The organism is Rhodococcus sp. UFZ-B548, assembly GCF_903819475.1.
Taxonomy (GTDB): Bacteria; Actinomycetota; Actinomycetes; order Mycobacteriales; family Mycobacteriaceae; genus Rhodococcus_F; species Rhodococcus_F erythropolis.
On sequence record NZ_CAIJDS010000044.1, the window covers coordinates 24680 to 46512 of the forward strand.

Here is a 21833-nt window from a genome sequence, read left to right on the forward strand (position 1 = left end):
ACCGAGTACTGCGGAGCGTCTCGACCGATCGAGTGGCGGCGAGTGCACGTACATGATGGAAAGTAGGGACCTCACGAGATGGCACGCATCGGCGACGGCGGGGATCTGCTCAAGTGCTCTTTCTGCGGTAAGAGTCAGAAGCAGGTCAAAAAGCTCATTGCAGGACCCGGGGTGTACATCTGCGACGAGTGCATCGACCTCTGCAACGAGATCATCGAAGAGGAATTGGCCGAATCGAGCGAGGTCAAGCTCGACGAGCTTCCCAAGCCTGCGGAGATCCGAGAATTCCTCGAGAACTACGTCATCGGTCAGGATTCCGCCAAGCGGACGCTGGCCGTGGCCGTCTACAACCACTACAAGCGCATTCAGGCCGGAGACAAGGGCCGTGATGCGCGGGGTGAGACGGTTGAACTCGCGAAATCCAACATCTTGATGCTCGGCCCCACCGGCTGTGGCAAGACGTACCTCGCTCAGACTCTCGCGAAGATGCTCAACGTCCCGTTCGCCATCGCCGATGCGACGGCGTTGACCGAGGCCGGCTACGTCGGTGAGGACGTCGAGAACATTCTGCTCAAGCTGATTCAGGCTGCCGACTACGATGTCAAGCGCGCCGAGACCGGAATCATCTACATCGACGAGGTCGACAAGATCGCTCGCAAGAGCGAGAACCCGTCGATCACGCGTGACGTCTCCGGCGAAGGTGTTCAGCAGGCGTTGCTGAAGATCCTCGAAGGTACGCAGGCGAGCGTCCCGCCGCAGGGTGGTCGCAAGCATCCGCACCAGGAATTCATTCAGATCGACACCACGAACGTGCTGTTCATCGTCGCGGGCGCTTTCGCTGGTCTCGAGCGGATCGTCTCCGATCGTGTCGGCAAGCGCGGTATCGGTTTCGGCGCCGAGGTTCGGTCGAAGGCCGAACTGGATACGGTCGATCGTTTCGCCGAGGTCATGCCGGAGGATTTGATCAAGTTCGGTCTGATTCCCGAGTTCATCGGCCGTTTGCCGATGATCGCGTCGGTGACCAACCTCGACAAGGAATCGCTCGTTCAGATCTTGTCGGAGCCCAAGAACGCTCTCGTCAAGCAGTACCGTCGTCTCTTCGACATGGACGGCGTCGAACTCGAGTTCACCGAAGAAGCGCTCGACGCTATTGCCGATCAGGCGATCTTGCGTGGAACCGGCGCTCGTGGCCTGCGCGCCATCATGGAAGAGGTTCTTCTTCCGGTGATGTACGACATCCCCAGCCGTGACGACGTCGAAAAGGTGGTCGTCACCGCGGAGACCGTCAACGACAACGTACTTCCGACCATCGTTCCGCGTAAGCCGGAGCGTGGCGAGCGTCGCGACAAGACGGCGTAGAAACTTCAAAACGACTGTGGCCCGGTATCTCTCGCGAGAGATACCGGGCCACAGTCGTTCGTGCAGGGTGTCTGGGGGTGTTCGGCTAGATCGGGTTGCCGAGTTCCTTGAGGGGAGTGCGGAACGTCTCCTTGGCGGTGAACGCGGAGATCGCGCAGATGACGCAGGCCACCGATGTCAGAATGGCAACGGGCATCCAGTGTGTCTTGTCCCCGCCCATGAGGGCGTTGCCGATGGCGGGCGCAAAGCCTGCGAGGGCGAAGCCGACCTGGGTGCCGATCGCGATGCCGGAGTAGCGGACCTTGGTGTTGAACATTTCGGAGTAGAACGACGGCCAGATGGCATTCGGGGCAGCGTAGAAGACGGACATCAATCCGATTGCGGCCAGGAAGATCAGCGGGACGTTGCCGCTGGCGATTGCGCCGAAGTACACGTAGATGAACACCGCGCTACCGAGGGCGCCACCGATGAACAGCGGCCTGCGACCGATCCGGTCGGAGAGAATCGCCCAGGCGGGCTGGCTGAGCAAGGCCACGGCGTTGGCTGCGATAGCCACCCAGAGCATGGTCGACTTCGGGATCCCCACTTCCTCGGTGGTCGCGAAGGCGAGTCCGAAGACGGAGAAGATGGTCGAGACGACGGCGATGAAAGCGCAGCAGATCACGCGAATCAGATTTGCGCTGTGGGTGCGAAGGAGATCGGCAACAGGCAATTTGGCGACGGCCTTCGACTCCTGCTGCTCGGTGAACTCTTCCGGCTCTTCGAGCTTGAGACGCATGATGTATGCAGCCACGAGAACGATCAGGCTGCCCCAGAACGGGATTCGCCAGCCCCACGTGTAGAGGATGTCGTCGGGGAGTGCGGCGATGGGCAGGAAGACGAGGCTGGCGAGGATGAAGCCGGCCTGGGTGCCGTTGAGGGTCCAGCTGCAGAAGAATGCCCGTCGACCTTCGGGAGCATGTTCGAGAGTCAGTGAGCTGGCGCCACTCTGTTCGCCAGCGGCGGAGATGCCCTGAGCGATTCTCATCAGGACCAGCAGTATCGGTGCAAGAACTCCGATCGAATCCGCGCTGGGAATACATCCGATGAGGAATGTTGCTGCGCCCATCATGATGAGCGTGAGCAGCATGATCTTCTTGCGGCCGACGCGGTCACCGAAATGGCCGAGGACTACAGCGCCGAGGGGACGCGCGACGTACGCGACACCGAAGGTGGCCAGCGAAAGCAGTGCCGCATGTCCGCTGTCCGGGAAGAACACGGTGGGGAAGATGAGTGCAGCGGCGGATGCGTAGATGTAGAAGTCGTAGTACTCGAGCATGCTGCCGAGAAACGACGACGTTGCGGCGCGCTTGACCTTGGTCGTGTCCGGCCTGGCCAAGGATCCCGCCTCGGGGCCGGACGGTGTAACCGTGCTAGCTGACATGCTCATCTCCTGGGTGGAAGCGTCGTGGAGGCTCTACATCCGCCGATGGTGTTCGTCGATGGTGTTCGTATCGAGAACGTCTGTGCGGAGAGCGATACAAGGAATGTAACCGACGCCACAGCGACTACACAAGATTATTAACCAAATAGTTCATAAAAATCTACCGGCGGACTCTTCGCACGTCGAAACCGCAGTTCAGGCGGTCAGGAGCCTGGCTGCGCGGCGGCCGCCACCAACTGCGCCACCTGTTCCTCGGTGATGCCGAGGCCGAAGGTGGCGAGTTTTCCGAGCGGCATCGAGCCTGCGAGTGCCATCATCTCGGGGCTGACCGCCTGTGCACCGTCGCCCGCTGCGGCAGCCATGGCGGCGCCGAGAACTGCGCTGCCGACGGGATGGGTGAGCCATTCGCCGATGGTCGACATGGCGTCGAGCGTGCCGACGCCGACGTTCCCGGCCAGGGTGATCGTGTCGGTGGTTGCGATGTCCCGAGACGAGAAGCCGACGCGGATCTCGTAGTCGCCAGGTTCGATCGCCCAGTCCTGCGCCGCGACGGACCAATAGGCGAATGCCCTGGTGTCGAGCGTGATGGTCACAGTCGCGGATTCGTCGGGGTCGAGGTGGACCTTGGCAAAGCCCTTCAATTCCTGCGCGGGTCGATCGATGCTTGCCGAGGCGTTGTGGACGTAGACCTGAACGACGGTGCTGCCCGATCGGTCGCCGCTGTTGCGCACGGTGACGGTCACTTCGGCGGAGTTCTCACCGGCTTCGACGGAGGTATCGGTGATGTCGAAGGTGGTGTAGCTCAGCCCGAACCCGAACGGGTACGCCACTTCGCGCAGCGCGGAGTCGTAGTAGCGGTATCCCACGTACAGGCCTTCGCCGTAGCGGACGTGCTGCTGTGATCCCGGGAAATGCAGATACGACGGATTGTCTTGGAGGCGAAGCGGAATGGTCTCCGTGAGGCGGCCGGACGGATTCGTGATGCCGAACAGAAGATCGGCAATCGCCGAGCCGCCCGCCTGGCCGAGCAGCCAGCCCTCGAGGATTGCGGCGGCATGATCCTTCCAAGGCTCGATCGAAACCACACCGCCGTTGGCGAGCACGACGACCGTGTTCGGGTTCGCGCCGTGGACCGCTTCCAGCAGGGCGATCTGGTCAGCCGGCAGTTCGATGTCGGTTCGGTCGAATCCTTCGGATTCTGTGGCGGACGGTAGTCCGAGGAACAGCACCGCGACGTCAGCGCGGCGTGCGGCGTCGACAGCCTCGGTGACCATGTCGTCGTTCGGCGTGCCGTCGAAGGTGAAGCCCGGTGCGAAGGTGACGCGGTCGGCGCCTTCGAGGTCGAGGATCGCGTCCAAGGCATTGTCGAGCTTGGTTGGAACCACCTGTGAACTGCCGGCCCCCTGGTACCGCGGGCTGCACGCGAATTCGCCGATCACCGCGACAGTTTGCCCGCCGGGGGTCAGCGGCAGTAGTTCTCCGTCGTTGGCCAGCAAGACAGCGGACTCCGCTGCAGCGGTCCGTGCCAGTTCGTGGTGACGCTCGACGTCGTACGTGTGGCCCTCGGTGCGCGCGGCGGCGGTGCGTTTCACCAGCGTAGACAGGCGCTCGGCGGCAGTGGTGAGCACTGATTCGTCCAGGTCGCCGCCGCGCACGGCGTCGACGATCTGGGTATCGGTTCCGGTCGGCGGCATTTCCAGGTCGAGGCCCGCGGCGAGTGCCGCCACGCGGTCGTTGACCGCTCCCCAGTCCGAAACGACGAGGCCGTCGAAGCCCCACTGTTCGCGGAGTACCTCGGTGAGCAGCCAATGGTTCTGGCTCGAGTACACACCGTTGATCTTGTTGTACGAGCACATGACCGTCGTCGGGGCCGCGGTCTTGACGGCGTATTCGAAGCCGGCCAGATAGATCTCGCGCAGCGTCCGTTCGTCGACGTCGGCACTGACTCTCATCCGGTCGTGTTCTTGGTTGTTGGCAGCGAAGTGCTTGAGCGAGGTTCCGACGCCGCGAGACTGGATGCCGGTGATCAGCGCTGCCGCGACGCGGCCGGAGAGGAATGGGTCCTCGGAGACGTATTCGAAATTCCTGCCACACAAGGGTGACCGTTTGATGTTGATGCCTGGGCCGAGGAGGACCGAGACCTGTTCGGCTTTGGCTTCGTCGCCCAGAGCCTCACCGACCTGGCGGATGAGGTCGAGGTTCCACGACGAGCCCAACCCGACCGCCGGTGGGAAACATGTCGCTGGAATGCTGTGGCCGAGTCCGAGTGCGTCGCCGCCCTCGGGTTGTTTCCGGACTCCGTGCGGACCGTCGGTCAGGAGTATCGATTCGATTCCGGCAACGGACTGGCTGTGCCAGAAATCCGAGCCGGACGTCAACGACGCCTTCTCCTCGAGTGAAAGCCCGTCTACGTAATTCTCGGTCACGTCATTCCTCCCGGTGGCAGCTGTGAGTTCCACTCACCACCGTAGGGGGATTTTTCGGACTTCGGGGTAGGTCAGGACGGCGCCTTCGAGGTCAGGAACGCAACAACCATGTCGCCGAGCATTGTTCGAAGATGCTCACGATGCGTCGAGTCGGTCAGATCGCGGTCGAAGAGCGCTTTGAAGGTGTACCGATTGGCGATACGAAAGACGCAGTAACTGCTGATCAACATGTGAATATCGAGAGCATCGACGTCGGAGCGGAATGCCCCAGACTGCTGCCCGTCGTGCAGGATCTGCGAGACCAGGTCGGCGGCAGGGGCGCCGAGGCCGCTGAGTAACTCGGATTTCTCGATGTGCTCGCCGCGGAGCATGTTCTCGTTGGCCACGAGCCGAATGAAATTCGGGTGCTGTTCGTGGTGGTCGAAGGTGAGTTCGGCCAAAGCGCGGACTGCTGCCGTGGGGTTCAATCCCTCGAGGTCGAGTTCACGTTCCTGCGCACGAATGACGCTGTACGCATGCTCGAGTACCGACTTGTACAGCCCTTCCTTGTCGGTGAAGTAGTAGTAGATCATGCGCTTGGTGGTATGCGTCTTGGTTGCGATCTCGTCGACCCGGGCGCCGGCGAAGCCTTTGTCGGCAAACTCCTCGGTCGCGACGGCGATGATGTTCACCCTGGTCAGATCGCTGTTTCGGCGTCGTTTCTCCGGCTTCGACACCACAGAGTTCACTGACTGCTCGGAAACCATGTGCTCACTCTATCTGCCAGCAGTTTGTCGACTTTGCTTGTCGAGTTCACGTCGGGGGAGTAACGTCCAGTGAACTAACTCACTAGTTCGTACATTAGTTTCGAGCGTCAACCCCGAGGTGCCCCTGATGACTCCATCTCTACCGGTTCTGGTCCTCAACGGACCCAACTTGAATTTGTTGGGCCAGCGCCAACCGGAGTTCTACGGGAGAGACACCCTGGACGACGTCGTTTCCCGCTGTGAAGCGGCGGCCGAGAAGTTCGGAGTGGTGGTCGAGGCAAAGCAGTCGAACCACGAGGGCCAACTGATCGATTGGGTCCACGAGGCCAGGGGAAATGTCGCGGGCATCGTCATCAATCCCGGTGGGTACTCGCACACCTCCGTTGCGTTGCGCGACGCTCTGGTCACACTCGATGCCCCCGTCGTGGAGGTGCACATCAGCAACATCCACAGTCGCGAAGAATTCCGTCACCACTCGTATGTCTCCGGCATCGCCGACGCCGTCATCTGTGGATTGGGAATCGACGGATACAGCGCCGCAGTCGAATTCGTCTGCATCCGAGAAGGGAAGAACTGATGAGTGATTCGATCCTCTGCGGTCTGATCGGCACCGGAATCGGAGCCTCCTTGACTCCGATCATGCACGAGGAAGAAGGGCGCCGACAGGGCCTGCCTTACGTCTACCGCATCCTCGATCTCGACGTGATGGGAATGGCGCCGTCGGACATCGGTGAACTTCTCACCTATGCAAGACGTTTCGGCTTCCGCGGCCTCAACATCACTCACCCGTGCAAGCAGTTGGTGATCGAACACCTCGACGAGCTCTCGCCGGATGCGAGCCGGCTCGGAGCGGTGAACACGGTCCTCTTCGACTCCGGCAAGGCGATCGGACACAACACTGATTGGTCGGGCTTCGGCCGCAACTTCGACGACGGACTTCCCGGAGCACAGCTCGATCGCGTCGTGCAGCTCGGTGCCGGCGGAGCCGGTGCGGCGGTTGCCTATGCAGCGCTCACCCGCGGTGTCGGGACACTGACGTTGGTCGATTCGAGCCTGCCTCGCGCGGAGGAACTTGCACAAACCTTCGCGCAGCAGTTTCCGGCGCAGGTTGTCGAGGCGCGGCACACGAGCGACCTCGCCGAAGTGCTCGGCAACGCAAACGGATTGATCCACGCGACTCCGATGGGAATGGCGGCTCATCCCGGAATGGCATTCTCGCCAGATCTGCTCCGTCCAGATCTGTGGGTAGCGGAAATCGTCTACCGCCCGCTCGAGACCGAGCTGTTGCGTCAAGCGAGGTTGATCGGAGCCCCGACGCTCAGCGGAGGCGGAATGACTGTCTTTCAGGCCGTCGACGCGTTCCGGATCTTCACGGGCATCGAGCCCGACAGTAAGCGGATGCTCGCGCACATGACGGAACTCGTGCACGGCGAACAGACTGCGGCAGCGCTGTGAGTGCCCCGGTCCGGACGTCGATCGCGACGGTATCGCTCAGTGGCACTCTCGAGGAGAAGCTCGACGCCATCGCTGCTGCCGGCTTCGACGGCTTCGAGGTGTTCGAGCCGGATTTTGTCGCTTCGCCGTGGTCCCCGAAGGAATTACGAACGCGGGCTGCGGATCTGGGCTTGACCCTCGATCTGTATCAGCCATTCCGTGACTTCGACACGGTGGACGAGGCCCAATTTGCTCGGAATCTTGTTCGAGTGCAACGCAAATTCGAGCTCATGGATCAACTGGGGTGCGAGACGCTCCTGGTGTGCTCCTCGCCCCTGCCGACCGCAAGTCACGATGACGGTCAGTTGACAGAGCAATTCGGAGCTCTCGCCGAACTGGCGTCCGAGCACGGCAAGAAGGTTGCCTACGAGGCGCTCGCATGGGGTGCCCACGTCAACACGTACGGTCATGCTTGGAGGATCGTCGAGGGAGTCGATCACGCGGCGCTCGGAACCTGTTTGGACAGCTTTCATATCCTCTCGCGCGGTGACGATCCCGCCGGAATTCGCGAGATTCCCGGCGAGAAGATCTTCTTCCTCCAGTTGGCGGACGCTCCGTTCTTGGCGATGGACATCCTCCAGTGGAGCCGGCATCACCGAAACTTCCCGGGGCAGGGCAGCTTCGATCTCAGTGCGTTCGCTCAGCATGTCTACGCCACCGGTTACGACGGACCGTGGTCGCTCGAGATCTTCAACGACGTATTCCGACGCGCGGACACCCAGCGGACGGCAATCGACGCTCATCGGTCGCTCCTCCATCTGGAAGAACAGGTCGCCGCCGCGAACCCTTCCGCCGGTGGACCCACGCTGTTCACCGCCCCGGAGCGCACCCCGCTCGAAGGGATCGTGTCTCTGCGAATCGCTGCGGGTCCGGCTAAACAGGACCAGGTGCACTCGATGCTCTCCCGCGTCGGTTTTCATCTGGTCGGACGGCACCACGATCACGACTTGCAGTTGTGGCGGCACGGACCGCTCGCCGTTGCCGTCGACGCGACAGCGGGCACGGTGTGGACGGCGCCCGGGCTGCCCGCGGATCTGCCGGTTCTCACTCAGATCGGCATCAGGGCAACCGAACCCGAAGTGTGGGGAGAGCGCGCTCTGGCTCTCGAAGTACCGGCGACGCGCGTGCAGTTGCCCGGTTCGAGCGACGAGAACTCCGAGGTACCGGACGTCGTACGCTTGAAGGTCACCGATGCGACATCGATCGACCTTCGTGGCCCCGGCAGCGCTGCAGCGTGGGAATCGGCATTCGAGATCTACCCGCTGCCCGCCGAGCGCAATCGTGAACAGGGCGCAGTGTTCACCGGGATCGACCACGTGGCACTGGCAGTTCCGGCGGAGAGTTGGGACGGCATCATGCTGCTCCTGCGGTCCGTGTTCGAGATGCAACCGCATGAGGGGCAGGATGTCACCGATTCGGTCGGACTCATGCGGAGCCAGGCACTCACGCTCGTTCAGGACGGTGACGGACGTACCCTGCGGATCTCACTGAACATGGTGGAGGGCAGTCGAAGCGGGCTGCCGACGGTCCGTCGCGGCGGCGTCAGCCACGTCGCTTTCGCGTGTGAGAACATCTTCGGTGCCGCTGCGTCCATGCAGGACTGCGGCTTTGCTCCGCTACCCATTTCCCCGAACTACTACGACGATCTGGACGCACGTTTCGGCCTGAATTCAGAACTGCTCGACCGGATGCGCAGCGCCGGAATCCTTTACGACGCTGACGCCCGCGGTGAGTTCTTCCACCTGTTCACCCCGACGGTCGGGGGAGACCTGTTCTTCGAGGTCGTGCAGCGAGTGGGTGGATACGAGGGCTACGGGGAGGTCAACTCCGCTGTGCGACTGTCGGCTCAGTTGCGCGCGAATCAGACGTGACCTCGACTCGGTGCGGGTGCGAGTAGATATTCATCGAATCGCCGCGGATGAAACCGGCGAGGGTCAACCCCGATTCCTGTGCCAACTCCACGGCCAATGACGACGGCGCGGAGACTGCGCCCAGAATCGGAATGCCCGCCATGACGGCCTTCTGGACGAGTTCGAACGACGCCCGCCCACTGACGATCAGGATCGTGTCGTAGAGCGGCACTCGGCCGTCGGTGATTGCCCAACCGATCACCTTGTCGACTGCGTTGTGCCGGCCGACGTCCTCGCGCAGCGCCAGGAGTTCGCCGGTGGCGGTGAACAATCCGGCTGCGTGCAGGCCTCCGGTGCGCTCGAAGATCCGTTGGCTCTCCCGAAGCGTGACCGGCATGGCCGACAGGACGGTGGAGGTGACGGAAGTCGTGTCACCGACCAGGGGATGCCGCGTGGTGGTTCGGACGGCATCGAGTGACGTCTTGCCGCACACGCCGCATGCGGAACTGACGACGGTGTTGCGATCGGTGGTGTGATCGGGCAACGGCACTCCGGGAGCGAGCGCGATGTCGAGGACGTTGTAGGTGTTCGCGCCGGTTTCGTCGACGCCGTCGCAGTACCGGACGACGCTCACGTCGTCGCGGGTACCGATGACGCCTTCGCTGAGAAGGAATCCGTGGACGAGGTCGACGTCGTTGCCTGGTGTTCGCATCGTCACGGCCAGCACCTGACCGCCAACCCTCATTTCGAGTGGTTCTTCGACGGCCAGCGTGTCGGGGCGCGTGACGACCCGATCACCCGAGATTCGAACGACCGGTGTTCGTGCGGTGACCCGTCCCATCTCAGGCGCCTGATGCTTCGAGTCGAACAGTGACGGCCTTCGAGACCGGCGTGTTCGACTTGGCTGCAACGTGTTCGAGGGGAACGAGCGGATTTGTCTCGGGGTAGTACGCCGCCGCATTGCCGCGGGGGGTGTCGTAGGAGACGATGCGGAATTCCGTGACCCGACGCTCTTCGAGTGTTCCGTCTGGTGTTGTCCACTCGGACACGATGTCGACGAGATCGCCGTCGCGGAATCCGAGTGCAGTGATGTCTTCGGCATTGACGAGGATGACCTTGCGTCCGCCCTTGATACCGCGGTATCTGTCGTCGAGGCCGTAGATCGTGGTGTTGTACTGGTCGTGGCTGCGCATGGTCTGCAGTATCAGGCGCCCGCTCGGAGTGGGTATCCAGTGCAGTTCGTTCACGCCGAAGTTGGCTTTGCCGGTGTGCGTGCGGAACTCACGCGAGTCACGCGGTGGGTGTGGGAGCTGGAATCCATCCGGCTGGCGAACCCGGGTGTTGTAGTTTTCGCATCCGGGCACCACTCGTGAGATGGAGTCGCGAATCAGGTCGTAGTTGCCCTCGAAGGCCGACCAGCGGACGGAGTGATCGCTGCCGAGTAGTTCGCGGGCGAGTTGGCAGATGATGGCGACTTCGCTACGTAGGTAGGGGCTGACCGGCGTGAGGCGTCCGCGCGACAGGTGCACCATGGACATCGAATCTTCCACGGAGACAAGCTGCTTTCCGCCGGCCTGGACGTCGAGGTCCGTGCGTCCGAGGGTGGGGAGGATGATTGCGGTCTGCCCGTGAACGACGTGGCTTCGGTTCAGTTTGGTGGAAACCTGAACGGTGAGTTCGCATTGGCGCAGCGCGGTTTCGGTGGCTGCGGTGTCCGGGCTGGCCTGGATGAAGTTGCCGCCCATCGCCATGAAGAAGCTTGCCTTGCCGGCATTCATCGCGCGGATCGCGTCCACGGTGTCCCACCCGTGCTTGCGGGGGCTCGAGATCGAGAACTCGGTGTCGAGCGCGGCCAGGAACTCTTCCGGCATCTTCTCCCAGATGCCCATCGTGCGGTCACCCTGGACATTGGAGTGTCCTCGCACCGGACAGACCCCGGCACCGGGTTTGCCCATCATTCCACGCATGAGCAGCAGGTTGACCGCTTCTTCGATGGTGGCGACTCCGTGTGTGTGCTGAGTGATGCCCATGGCCCAGCAGGTGACGGTTCGCTCGGATCGGGCAAGCGCGGCAGCCGTTTCCTCGAGCTGCGCCATCGACAGGCCCGTCGCCTCGAGTACCGTGTCGAGATCGACCGCGCGGATGTGCTTCTCGTATTCGTCCCAACCGGCGCAGTAGCGGTCGACGAATGCGCGATCGACCACGGTGCCGGGAGCGCGATCTTCCTGCTCGAGCAGCAGCTTCCCCAGACCTTGGAACAGCGCCATGTCGCCGCCCAGCCGGATCTGCAGGAACTCGTCCGCGATGTCGACTCCGTGCCCGATCACGCCGGAGACTTTCTGCGGATCCTTGAACCGTCGCAATCCCGCCTCGGGGAGGGGATTGATGGCAATGATCTTGGCGCCGTTGCCCTTTGCCTTCTCGAGTGTCGAGAGCATTCGAGGGTGGTTGGTGCCGGGATTCTGTCCGGCGATGAGGATGAGATCGGCGTTCTCGAGGTCGGGAACCGTCACCGAGCCTTTGCCGATGCCGATGGATTCGGTCAGTGCGCTTCCGGACGACTCGTGACACATGTTGGAACAGTCGGGCATGTTGTTGGTGCCGTAGCTACGAATCATCAACTGGTAGAGAAACGCTGCTTCGTTGGACGTGCGACCGGAGGTGTAGAACACTGCTTCGTCCGGCGACGCGAGGCCGTTCAGATGTTCGGCGATCAGTGCGTACGCGCCGTCCCAGTCGATCGGCTGGTAATGGGTTGCTCCCGGGGTCAGGACCATCGGGTGCGTCAGTCGGCCTTGTTGGCCGAGCCAGTAATCGGTCTTGCCTTCGAGGTCGGCGATCGAGTGCTCCGCGAAGAATTCAGGCGTGACCGTGCGAAGCGTTGCTTCCTCGGCAACGGCCTTCGCTCCGTTCTCGCAGAACTCGGCGGGCTTGCGATGTCCGGGAGTCTCCGGCCACGCACACCCCGGGCAGTCGAAGCCGTGACGCTGGTTGAGCCTGGTGAGCGTTCGGGCGGTCCGCAGGGCTCCCATCTGCTCGATTCCTCGTTGCAGCGACACCAGAACAGCCGGCACTCCGGCGGCGTAGTCCTTGGGGTGCGTGACTTCGAGATCCGATTCGTCGATGTCTTTCGAGGGGCCCTGGCGCGTCATGTCTCCATACTGGCCCGAACGGCGCGGTACTGCCATCGAATGGGCCGGTCGAACTCACCGGAATGCGACATTCATCGGCTAGCCTTACCTACCGAACGAGCGGACTTAAGGGGTAAGAGCATGGATCGAACGGACGCAGGTCGGCTGACCCGGCGCGGATTTCTGATCGGCACGTCGGGAGCGTTGCTGGCATTCGCCGCAGCCTGCTCCAGTTCGAACGACGAGGACACGCCCCCCAGCGGGGACTCTGCGGGATCGATCACCCACAAATTTGGGGCTACCGAGCTGCCCGAGGATCCGCAGCGGATCGTCAGTGTCGGATACAACGATCAAGATGCGATCCTCGCCCTCGGTGGGACTTTGGTCGGAACCTTCGACTGGTACGGCGATTACCCCTACGGTGTGTGGCCATGGGCGCAGCCGTTGTTGAACGGGGCGACTCCCGAGATCATCGGAACCGCGGGCACCACCATTCAGATGGAGAAGGTCGCTGCCACGACACCCGACCTGATTGTCGGCACCTACTCCGGGCTCACTCAGGCGCAGTACGACAAACTCAGTGCCATTGCGCCGACGGTGGCGCAGCCGAAGGAGTTCGCGGATTACGGAATCCCCTGGCGGAACCAGACGACCATCATCGGCGAAGCGCTGGGGCAGCAAGGAAAGGCCACCGAGCTGATCGCCGGCGTCGACAAGAAGTTCGCCGACGTGAAGACAGCCAATCCGGCGTTTGCCGGCAAGACCGTTCTGGTCGGCGCGTTGAAGGGGCCGGGGCAATTCGGGGTCTACGGACCGGAAGACCCCAAGGTGAGGTTCTTCACTGAACTCGGATTCGTGAATCCGCCTGTCACCGATCAGATCACGGGTAACTTCGCCGAGATCAGCACCGAGCAACTCTCGCTTGCGGACGTCGACGTACTCGTCTGGTACGCCGGTGGTGGCTACGGCGACAAGCTTCGGGCGGAATTGGACAAGACCCCGATCTACCAGGAACTCGACGTCGTGAAGGACGGCCGCGCGATCATTCTGGAAGACGCTGCTGCCGAAGCCATGACGTGGAGCACCGTACTGAGCTTGCCCTATGCGCTCGAACAGATTCCGCCGCGGATTGCGGGCTTGCTCGTCTGATCGGTTCAAGGACAGCGCTGTTCAAAGTCCAGGGATTCGGACAGTCGGCGGTACTCTCGCCTCATGGGTGTACACGTGCGGCCGGCTGTCCGATCCGATATTCCGGCGCTGTCGGCGGTGTTGGCCGAGGCGTTCGAAGATGATCCTTTGATGGCCTGGATGTTGCCGGACGAGGACTCCAGGGCTGAGCGCCTGACGAAACTGTTTGCCGCAGAAGCTCGTTACCACCACTTCGCCGGTGGCGGTGTCGAGGTAGCCACCGATGACAACGGCGTGATCGGCGGGGCAACTCTGTGGGATCCGCCGGGGCGGTGGAAGCAGTCGTGGATTTCCGGGCTCGTGAGCCTGCCCGCAATGGTGCGTGTCTTCGGCAGGGGGCTACGACACGCGGCCGAGGTCAGCTCCGTTCTCGAAGGAGCACATCCGAATTCGCCGCACTGGTATCTCGCGACGGTCGGGACCGGCAGCGCGGCGCGCGGTGGGGGATACGGCAAAGCCCTACTGAACTCCCGGTTGGAGCGTTGCGATCGTGAACACGTCGACGCTTACCTCGAGAGCAGCAAGGAATCGAACATCCCGTACTACAACCGCTTCGGTTTCGAAGTGACCCGTGACATCGTCATGCCAGGCGGCGGGCCGACGATCTACGCAATGATGCGTCAACCGCGGGGCGCGTGATACCAACTAGTGGTGACCCAGATTCCCGAGCTCCACGCAGGCACACCGTTCGACGAACTCGACGACTACATCGCCTTGGCCAGGTTGTCCGGCCTGGTGTTGTCACCCGACGGCTCGCTGCTGATCTGCGCGCGCGCCGTTCTCGACGACAAGAGCGCCGAATACGTGTCCTCGTTGTGGGAGATCGACCCGGAAGGTCGGCGTCCGGCGCGTCGGTTGACCTGGGGCTCGACCAGCGAGTCGGGTGCTGCCTTCGCGTTCGACGGCGACGTGCTCTTCACCGCCACGCGAGCCGTGCCGGGCGAGAGCGATCCGCAACCCGCACTCTGGCGCTTGCCCGCGGCGGGCGGAGAAGCTCAGCTGTTGATCTCACGTCCCGGTGGTGTCTCGTCGGTATCAGCGGCCAAGGCGGCGCCGACGTTCGTGGCCCAGACTTCGGTCATGGCTTCGGCGATCAGCCTCGACCAGGACGATCAGGTGCGATCGGCGCGCAAGGACAAGAAGGTCACGGCGATGCTGCACACTGGTTATCCGGTGCGGCACTGGGACCACGACCTGGGCCCCGATCATCCGCATCTGGTTGTCGCCGAGACGGATTCGAAGGAATCCGTCGAGTTGCGGGACATCACACCGACTGCAGGCGCGGCGCTGCGAGAGACGTCGACCACGATTTCCGACGACGGTCTCTTCGTCGTGACAACGTGGGCTGTCGGCGCGGCTAGTGCCGCCCGCCGATCGACGTTGGTTCGGATCGACACGGTGACCGGCGACCGAACCACCCTTGTCGACGAGGCCGACGCGGACGTCTACAACCCGGTGCTCTCGCCGGACGGAACCAAGCTCGCGTTCATCCGGGAGACTCTCACCACGCCGGAGTCCGCACCGCGAATGACTCTGCAGCTCTACGACTTCGGATCCGGTGCCGTGACCGGCGTGGCCGACGGCTGGGATCGCTGGCCTACCTCACTTGCCTGGCTACCCGACGGATCCGGGCTGGTGGTCACCGCTGACGACGGCGGCCGAGGGCCGATCTTCACCATCGACCTGTGGGGTCAGCCGGTGCGCCTGACAGCCGACGACGCGGCGTACACCGATGTTCGAGTGGCGCCGGACGGCGAGTCGATCTACGCGTTGCGAGCCTCGTACGAAGCGCCCCCGCACGTGGTGCGGGTGGATCTGGGATCCGGTGAGATCACCGCACTTCGTGGACCCGACGCATTGCCGGAGCTGCCGGGAACACTGACCGAGATCACCGCTCGCGCCGAGGACGGTTCGACAATCCGGAGTTGGTTGGCACTGCCGACCGGCGCCGCACCGCACGCGCCGGTGCCGTTGCTCCTCTGGGTCCACGGCGGCCCACTCGGTTCGTGGAACACCTGGTCCTGGCGGTGGAACCCGTGGCTGCTCGTCGCCAAGGGCTATGCCGTACTGCTGCCCGATCCCGCACTCTCGACCGGATACGGGCAGGATTTCGTCCAGCGCGGGTGGGGTCAGTGGGGCAAGGCGCCCTTCACCGATCTGATGGCGATCACCGATGCTGCCGTCGCGCAGCCCGAGATCGACCCCAAGCGAACCGGCGCGATGGGTGGTTCGTTCGGCGGTTACATGGCCAACTGGATCGCCGGCCATACCAACCGTTTCGACGCGATCGTCACCCACGCAAGCCTCTGGGCACTCGATCAATTCGGCCCGACGACGGACGCGGCCTGGTACTGGCAACGCGAGATGTCGCCGGAGATGGCCGTCGAGAACTCGCCACACCTGTACGTCGCGGACATCACGACTCCGATGCTGGTCATCCATGGCGACAAGGACTACCGGGTTCCGATCGGTGAGGGCTTGCGACTCTGGTACGAACTGCTCGCCGAGTCAGGTCTGCCCGCCGACGACGACGGGAAAACGGACCATCGCTTCCTGTACTTCCCCGACGAGAATCACTGGGTGCTCAAGCCGCAGCACACCAAGATCTGGTACGAGGTGGTCACCGCGTTCCTCTCCGAGCACGTTCTCGGCGAAGATGTCGCGCTGCCGGAGATTCTGGGCTGAACGCGCGCATGCCTCGTTCGGCTGAAGCAGCCGAACGAGGCATGATCGTCTTCGCGCGGATCCGGACCGGACTCAGGCGCCGGGGCAACGAACGGTGTACGACCACTCGGTGTGGTCAGGGCCCGTGACGCGAACCAGAACGGACGACGCCCCACCGGCGGGCACGTTGACGACAGCTGAACCAGTTCCCTCGTTGATGTTGTCGCCGATGTATCCGGTGCTGTGGATCAACCGACCTTCGTAGTACACCTCGATCAGGTCCGGGACGTTTTCGGTCTCGTAGCCGAGCACGAACGAGGTCGGGCCACCGCGGCCGAGTTCGTGCTTGGTGCTGGTGATTCCTGCGCCGCCCGAGACGGTCGAGGCGTCGCAGCGCTGCGTGGGTGCAAACGATCCGCCGCCGCCGCTGCCGCTGGCCAGGCCACTGAGAATGTCCCTGACGTTGCCACTGGCCAGGCCGTTGACGATGTCCGTCGCGCTGGTCGAGCCGGCGTTCAGGCCGCCGAGAACGTCGTTGAGGTTCCCAGTGGCGATCCCGCCGACGATGTCGCCCACGCTGCCGCTGGCGATGCCGTTTGCGATGTCGTTCCCGATATCGCCGACGCTTCCGTTGATCGTGGCGCTACCACTGTCGATGCTTCCTTGCACACTTTCTTCGATGCCGGGGGCAGCGGACGCAGTCGCCGGAAGCACGAGGGCAACCGCCGCTCCGATCGTCGCGGCCGCCGCCAAGGTTCGAACGCCGGGACGGCGAGAACTCCAGTTGTTCAACATATTTGCTCCACAGGTAGTTGGTCGGTCGTCCTTCAGAGCGATCCTGTCAGCGGAGCGGATCGGTGAATATCGTTTGTTCGGCTGACCCCGGACTGCGGGGCAGTCGTTCGTGTGCGCCGCGGCGGCCGACGGGCGAATTCGTTCACGACGGGGGAGTCATTAGGATCAAGTGGTGACCAGTGCAGCTCCAGAGAACCCCCAGACCCCCGCCGACGCCCTACCCAAGAGCTGGGACCCCAGCGCTGTAGAGGCCGATCTGTATCAAGGCTGGGTAGACGCCGGGTACTTCCAGGCCGACGCGACCAGCGACAAGCCCGGCTACTCCATCGTGCTGCCGCCCCCGAACGTCACGGGCAGCTTGCACATGGGCCATGCCCTGGATCACACCCTCATGGACGTGCTCAGCCGTCGCAAGCGGATGCAGGGCTACGAGGTGCTGTGGCTACCTGGCATGGATCACGCCGGTATCGCCACGCAGTCCGTCGTCGAGAAGCAGCTCGCTGCCGACGGCAAGACAAAGGAAGATTTCGGCCGCGAGCTCTTCATCGACAAAGTCTGGGACTGGAAGCGCGAATCCGGTGGAACTATCGGGGGCCAGATGCGGCGCATCGGTGACGGTGTCGACTGGAGTCGCGATCGTTTCACCATGGACGAGGGCCTCTCGCGCGCCGTCCAGACCGTCTTCAAGCGCATGTTCGACGAGGGTCTGATCTACCGCGCCGAGCGTCTCGTGAACTGGTCGCCGGTGCTGCAGACCGCGATCTCCGACATCGAGGTGAAGTTCGAGGACGTCGAGGGTGAGCTGGTTTCCCTGCGCTACGGCTCGCTCGAAGACAACGAGCCGCACGTCATCGTCGCGACCACTCGCGTCGAGACGATGCTCGGTGATACCGCAGTGGCGGTCCATCCCGAAGACGAGCGCTACAAGCACCTCATCGGAACCACTCTCGATCATCCGTTCACCGGGCGTCAGATTCCGATCATCGCGGACGACTACGTCGACCCCGAGTTCGGAACCGGCGCAGTGAAGATCACGCCGGCTCACGACCCCAACGACTTCGAGATGGGCCTGCGGCACAACCTGCCGATGCCCACCATCATGGACAAGACCGGCAAGATCGCCGACACGGGAACCGAATTCGACGGTATGGACCGCTTCGAGGCTCGCGTCAAGGTTCGCGAAGCTCTCGCCGAGCAGGGCCGCGTCGTCGCCGAGAAGCGCCCGTACCTGCACAGCGTCGGGCACTCCGAGCGCAGTGGCGAGGCCATCGAGCCTCGTCTCTCGTTGCAGTGGTGGGTCAAGGTCGAGACGCTCGCCAAGGCTGCGGGTGACGCGGTTCGTAACGGGGACACCGTCATTCACCCGGCGAGCCAGGAACCGCGATGGTTCGACTGGGTCGACAACATGCACGACTGGTGCATTTCCCGCCAACTCTGGTGGGGCCACCGCATTCCGGTCTGGTACGGCCCCGAGGGTGAAGTTGCGTGCTTCGGTCCCGACGAAACGGCACCGGAAGGCTGGGTCCAGGATCCCGACGTCCTCGACACCTGGTTCTCCTCGGGACTGTGGCCCTTCTCGACGATGGGCTGGCCCGACAACACGCCCGAACTCGAAAAGTTCTATCCCACCAGCGTTCTCGTCACCGGCTACGACATCCTGTTCTTCTGGGTCGCCCGCATGATGATGTTCGGCACCTACGTGTCCGAGGACGAGTCGATCACCGCCGGTCCGGGTAAGTCCGGCGCGCAGATGCCGTTCAAGGACGTGTTCCTGCACGGACTGGTCCGCGATCAGTACGGCAAGAAGATGTCGAAGTCTCGCGGCAACGGTATCGACCCACTCGACTGGGTCGATCGTTTCGGCGCCGACGCCCTGCGATTCACACTCGCACGCGGCGCCAACCCGGGCAGTGACCTGTCCGTCGGTGAGGATTCGGCGCAGTCCTCGCGCAACTTCGCGACCAAGTTGTTCAACGCGACCAAGTTCGCACTGATGAACGGCGCTGCTCCCGCGCCGCTGCCTGCTCGAAGCGAACTGACCGACGCCGATCGTTGGATCCTCGACCGTCTCGACACGGTCCAGGCCGAGGCGGACGCCGCATTCGATCGCTACGAGTTCAGCAAGGCGTGCGAAGGCTTGTTCCACTTCGCGTGGGACGAGGTCTGTGACTGGTACCTCGAACTCGCCAAGGTGCAGTTCGCCGCCGACGAGGCTGTCGCCGCGAACACCCGCGCCGTGCTCGGCAACGTTCTCGATGCACTGCTCCGCCTCCTGCACCCGGTCATTCCGTTCGTGACCGAAACCCTGTGGAAGGTGCTCACCGGTGGTGAATCCGTCGTCGTCGCCGACTGGCCGACGTTGTCCGGTGTGGCAGTCGACACCCAGGCCGCCACCAGGATCGAAGACACCCAGAAGCTGATCACCGAGGTGCGACGTTTCCGAAACGATCAGGGGCTCAAGCCTTCCCAGAAGGTTCCGGCTCGTGCGTCCGGGCTCTCGGAGGCAGGCATGGACGGCCAGTTCGCCTACGTGGCGGCGCTTGCCAAGCTGACCGAACCCGAAGAGGGATTCACCGCGTCGATCTCCGTCGAGGTGCGTCTGAGCCAGGGCACCGTCACGGTCGACATCGACACCTCGGGCACCATCGACCTCGGCGCGGAGAAGAAGCGGCTCGAAAAGGACCTCGCGGCAGCGCAGAAGGAGCTCGTCACCGCTGACAACAAGCTGGCGAACGAGGCCTTCCTGGCGAAGGCGCCCGACGCCGTCGTCGACAAGATCAAGACACGTCGCCAGATCGCCGTCGAAGAGATCGAGCGCATCACAGGACGTCTGAAGGAGTTGGCCGACAAGTGAGTTCGTACGAGCCGTCCCAATTCGACGCTCAGAGTTCGGTTCCGACTCCGGTCGACATCGCCGAACTGGCGTTGGTGGAAGCAGAACTCGACAAGCGTTGGCCTGAGACCAAGATCGAGCCGTCACTGACTCGTATCGAGGCGCTCATGGATGTCCTGGGCTCACCGCAGCACAACTATCCGTCGGTGCACGTCACGGGAACCAACGGCAAGACGTCGGTGACCCGCATGATCGACTCCTTGATGAGCGCTCTGCATCGTCGTACCGGCCGAACCACCAGCCCTCATCTGCAGATCGCGACCGAGCGGATCAGCATCGACGGTCATCCGATCTCCCCGCGGCTCTATGTGGACACGTTCCGCGAGATCGAGCCGTACGTGCAGATGATCGACGCACAGTCGCAGGAAGCCGGGGGACCGGCGATGAGCAAGTTCGAAGTGCTCACTGCGATGGCCTATGCGGCATTCGCGGAGGCTCCGGTGGACGTCGCCGTGGTCGAGGTCGGCCTCGGCGGACGCTGGGACGCCACTAACGTGATCGACGGACAGGTCGCGGTGATCACGCCGATCAGCCTCGATCACGCCGAGTACCTGGGCACCGACCTGGCCGGAATCGCGGAGGAGAAGGCCGGGATCATCAAGAAGGGCCGCGAGGACCTGGTTCCGGTGGACACCGTCGCGATCATCGCCGAGCAGACTCCCGAAGTCATGGAGGTATTGCTGCGCCGTGCTGTCGAGGTCGAGGCCGCGGTCGCGCGTGAAGGCTCGGAGTTCAAGGTGCTTGCTCGCCAGATCGCGGTAGGCGGACAGCAGCTCGAACTTCAAGGCTTGAGTGGCGTGTACACCGACATTTTCCTCCCCCTTCACGGTGAGCATCAGGCGCGCAACGCCGCGCTCGCGCTCGCTGCCGTCGAAGCGTTCTTCGGTGCCGGTCCGGACCGACAACTCGATCAGGACGCTATCCGCAACGGGTTCGCCTCGATCGTCAATCCCGGTCGCCTCGAACGTGTTCGGAGTGCGCCGACGGTCTTTCTCGACGCCGCCCACAATCCTGACGGCGCGCGTGCTCTCGCGGCCGCACTGGCCGCGGAGTTCGACTTCCGCAAGCTCGTGGGAGTTGTCAGCGTGATGGCGGACAAGGACGTCGACGCCATCTTGACCGCATTCGAATCCGTCTTCGACGAGATCGTCGTCACCCACAACGGGTCACCCCGGGCGATGGATGTCGAGGAGCTGGCGAACATTGCCGTCGCGAAGTTCGGCGACGAGCGCGTCGTCGTGGCGCCGGTGCTTGCCGACGCGCTGGAAGTCGCGATCGAAATCGCCGAGCAGGTCGCCGAACCCGGCGAAGCCGTATCAGGGGCAGGTGTGGTGGTGACGGGATCCGTCGTGACCGCAGGCGCCGCCCGCACGCTGTTCGGAAAGGACCCCGCGTGAGTACCCCGTCAGATGCCAATCCCGAGTCCGGAGGCCACGAGCCCGGAGACCCCGAGTCCGGAGACACTGCCGGCGAGTTCGGGCCTCCGACCAAGGACCCTTGGAAAAGTTTCCGCGGAGTGATGGCCGGAACCCTGATCCTCGAGGCGATCGTCGTGCTGCTGGCTTTGCCGGTTGTCGCGGTCGTCGGCGGTGGCCTCACCGCGGCCTCCGCGGGATTCATCATCGGGTTGGCGGTACTGATGATTCTGGGAGCCGGCGTCCAGGGCAAGCCGTGGGCGATGGGGTTCAACGTCGCACTGCAGGTGATTCTTCTATTCGGTTTCTTCGTCCACCCGTCGATTGCCGGTGTGGCGATCACCTTCGGGATCGTCTGGGGATACCTCGTCTACCTGCAGAGAGACATCAAGCGCCGGATGGACAAGGGCCTGCTTCCCGGCCAGCGGGACTGACCATTTAGGCTGTCC

At 63.3% G+C, this 21833-nt stretch carries 16 protein-coding genes; 10 read left to right on the plus strand and 6 right to left on the minus strand.

What is annotated here, in order from left to right:
- The first annotated feature begins 78 nt into the window (after positions 1-78).
- Entirely contained in the window at positions 79-1359 is a 1281-nt protein-coding gene (gene clpX, locus H7C86_RS27815) for an ATP-dependent Clp protease ATP-binding subunit ClpX (protein ID WP_003944582.1), read from the plus strand.
- 85 nt (positions 1360-1444) lie between these two features.
- Here clpX and H7C86_RS27820 read toward each other — a convergent pair whose 3' ends face one another.
- The 3 genes from H7C86_RS27820 to H7C86_RS27830 all read right to left on the minus strand — a co-directional run bounded on the left by H7C86_RS27820 (position 1445) and on the right by H7C86_RS27830 (position 5954).
- The gene (locus H7C86_RS27820) at positions 1445-2782 is read right to left on the minus strand and encodes an MFS transporter (protein WP_020970000.1); all 1338 of its coding nucleotides are present in this window, start codon (positions 2780-2782) and stop codon (positions 1445-1447) included.
- 203 nt (positions 2783-2985) lie between these two features.
- Complete coding sequence (locus H7C86_RS27825; RefSeq protein ID WP_182262623.1) at positions 2986-5208, minus strand: glycoside hydrolase family 3 C-terminal domain-containing protein; 2223 nt, start codon at positions 5206-5208, stop codon at positions 2986-2988.
- A gap of 71 nt (positions 5209-5279) precedes the next feature.
- A complete protein-coding gene (locus tag H7C86_RS27830) occupies positions 5280-5954 on the minus strand; it encodes a TetR family transcriptional regulator (protein ID WP_019749082.1) in 675 nt (224 codons plus the stop codon).
- A gap of 127 nt (positions 5955-6081) precedes the next feature.
- Between H7C86_RS27830 and aroQ the strand changes: the two genes are divergently transcribed.
- The 3 genes from aroQ to H7C86_RS27845 are packed head-to-tail and all read left to right on the plus strand — an operon-like array spanning position 6082 to position 9319.
- The gene (aroQ, locus tag H7C86_RS27835; protein WP_029538345.1) at positions 6082-6531 is read left to right on the plus strand and encodes a type II 3-dehydroquinate dehydratase; all 450 of its coding nucleotides are present in this window, start codon (positions 6082-6084) and stop codon (positions 6529-6531) included.
- The gene (locus H7C86_RS27840; protein WP_021333420.1) at positions 6531-7409 is read left to right on the plus strand and encodes a shikimate dehydrogenase; all 879 of its coding nucleotides are present in this window, start codon (positions 6531-6533) and stop codon (positions 7407-7409) included. The genes aroQ and H7C86_RS27840 overlap by 1 nt, the downstream gene beginning before the upstream one ends.
- Entirely contained in the window at positions 7406-9319 is a 1914-nt protein-coding gene (locus tag H7C86_RS27845; RefSeq protein ID WP_182262624.1) for a sugar phosphate isomerase/epimerase and 4-hydroxyphenylpyruvate domain-containing protein, read from the plus strand. Before H7C86_RS27840 ends, H7C86_RS27845 begins: the two co-directional genes overlap by 4 nt.
- On the opposite strand, the gene fdhD is transcribed toward H7C86_RS27845, so the two are convergent.
- Positions 9270-10139: a formate dehydrogenase accessory sulfurtransferase FdhD gene (gene fdhD, locus H7C86_RS27850; RefSeq protein WP_020908229.1), complete on the minus strand. Its 870-nt coding sequence runs from the start codon at positions 10137-10139 to the stop codon at positions 9270-9272. The two genes, H7C86_RS27845 and fdhD, sit on opposite strands and share 50 nt — an antisense overlap.
- A gap of 1 nt (position 10140) precedes the next feature.
- On the minus strand, positions 10141-12450 hold the full coding sequence (locus H7C86_RS27855) for an FdhF/YdeP family oxidoreductase (protein WP_021344728.1): 2310 nt from the start codon (positions 12448-12450) through the stop codon (positions 10141-10143).
- Between the two features lie 120 nt (positions 12451-12570).
- Here H7C86_RS27855 and H7C86_RS27860 point away from each other — a divergent pair, with 120 nt between their 5' ends.
- From H7C86_RS27860 to H7C86_RS27870, 3 genes are all read left to right on the plus strand, one after another.
- Positions 12571-13578 carry an iron-siderophore ABC transporter substrate-binding protein gene (locus tag H7C86_RS27860; protein ID WP_182262625.1) on the plus strand — a complete coding sequence of 336 codons (1008 nt, stop codon included), beginning with the start codon at positions 12571-12573 and terminating at the stop codon, positions 13576-13578.
- Positions 13579-13641: 63 nt separating this feature from the next.
- Positions 13642-14256, plus strand: coding sequence for a GNAT family N-acetyltransferase (locus H7C86_RS27865; RefSeq protein ID WP_003944518.1), 615 nt, complete (start codon positions 13642-13644; stop codon positions 14254-14256).
- A gap of 12 nt (positions 14257-14268) precedes the next feature.
- Entirely contained in the window at positions 14269-16302 is a 2034-nt protein-coding gene (locus H7C86_RS27870; protein ID WP_175470273.1) for a S9 family peptidase, read from the plus strand.
- Between the two features lie 72 nt (positions 16303-16374).
- Here the strand turns inward: H7C86_RS27870 and H7C86_RS27875 are convergent, their stop codons facing one another.
- Positions 16375-17076: a hypothetical protein gene (locus H7C86_RS27875; RefSeq protein WP_019749074.1), complete on the minus strand. Its 702-nt coding sequence runs from the start codon at positions 17074-17076 to the stop codon at positions 16375-16377.
- A gap of 172 nt (positions 17077-17248) precedes the next feature.
- Between H7C86_RS27875 and H7C86_RS27880 the strand changes: the two genes are divergently transcribed.
- The 3 genes from H7C86_RS27880 to H7C86_RS27890 are packed head-to-tail and all read left to right on the plus strand — an operon-like array spanning position 17249 to position 21818.
- Positions 17249-19930 carry a valine--tRNA ligase gene (locus H7C86_RS27880; protein ID WP_182262626.1) on the plus strand — a complete coding sequence of 894 codons (2682 nt, stop codon included), beginning with the start codon at positions 17249-17251 and terminating at the stop codon, positions 19928-19930.
- Entirely contained in the window at positions 19927-21366 is a 1440-nt protein-coding gene (locus H7C86_RS27885; protein WP_019749072.1) for a folylpolyglutamate synthase/dihydrofolate synthase family protein, read from the plus strand. Before H7C86_RS27880 ends, H7C86_RS27885 begins: the two co-directional genes overlap by 4 nt.
- Positions 21363-21818: a DUF4233 domain-containing protein gene (locus tag H7C86_RS27890; RefSeq protein ID WP_019749071.1), complete on the plus strand. Its 456-nt coding sequence runs from the start codon at positions 21363-21365 to the stop codon at positions 21816-21818. Before H7C86_RS27885 ends, H7C86_RS27890 begins: the two co-directional genes overlap by 4 nt.
- The last annotated feature ends 15 nt before the right edge of the window (positions 21819-21833 follow it).

Bases quoted from the DNA above. Each gene is read 5' to 3' on its own strand.
- clpX (WP_003944582.1), top strand. From the start codon at position 79: ATGGCACGCATCGGCGACGGCGGGGATCTGCTCAAGTGCTCTTTCTGC.
- H7C86_RS27820 (WP_020970000.1), bottom strand. From the start codon at position 2,782: ATGTCAGCTAGCACGGTTACACCGTCCGGCCCCGAGGCGGGATCCTTG.
- H7C86_RS27830 (WP_019749082.1), bottom strand. From the start codon at position 5,954: ATGGTTTCCGAGCAGTCAGTGAACTCTGTGGTGTCGAAGCCGGAGAAA.
- aroQ (WP_029538345.1), top strand. From the start codon at position 6,082: ATGACTCCATCTCTACCGGTTCTGGTCCTCAACGGACCCAACTTGAAT.
- H7C86_RS27840 (WP_021333420.1), top strand. From the start codon at position 6,531: ATGAGTGATTCGATCCTCTGCGGTCTGATCGGCACCGGAATCGGAGCC.
- fdhD (WP_020908229.1), bottom strand. From the start codon at position 10,139: ATGGGACGGGTCACCGCACGAACACCGGTCGTTCGAATCTCGGGTGAT.
- H7C86_RS27855 (WP_021344728.1), bottom strand. From the start codon at position 12,450: ATGACGCGCCAGGGCCCCTCGAAAGACATCGACGAATCGGATCTCGAA.
- H7C86_RS27860 (WP_182262625.1), top strand. From the start codon at position 12,571: ATGGATCGAACGGACGCAGGTCGGCTGACCCGGCGCGGATTTCTGATC.
- H7C86_RS27865 (WP_003944518.1), top strand. From the start codon at position 13,642: ATGGGTGTACACGTGCGGCCGGCTGTCCGATCCGATATTCCGGCGCTG.
- H7C86_RS27875 (WP_019749074.1), bottom strand. From the start codon at position 17,076: ATGTTGAACAACTGGAGTTCTCGCCGTCCCGGCGTTCGAACCTTGGCG.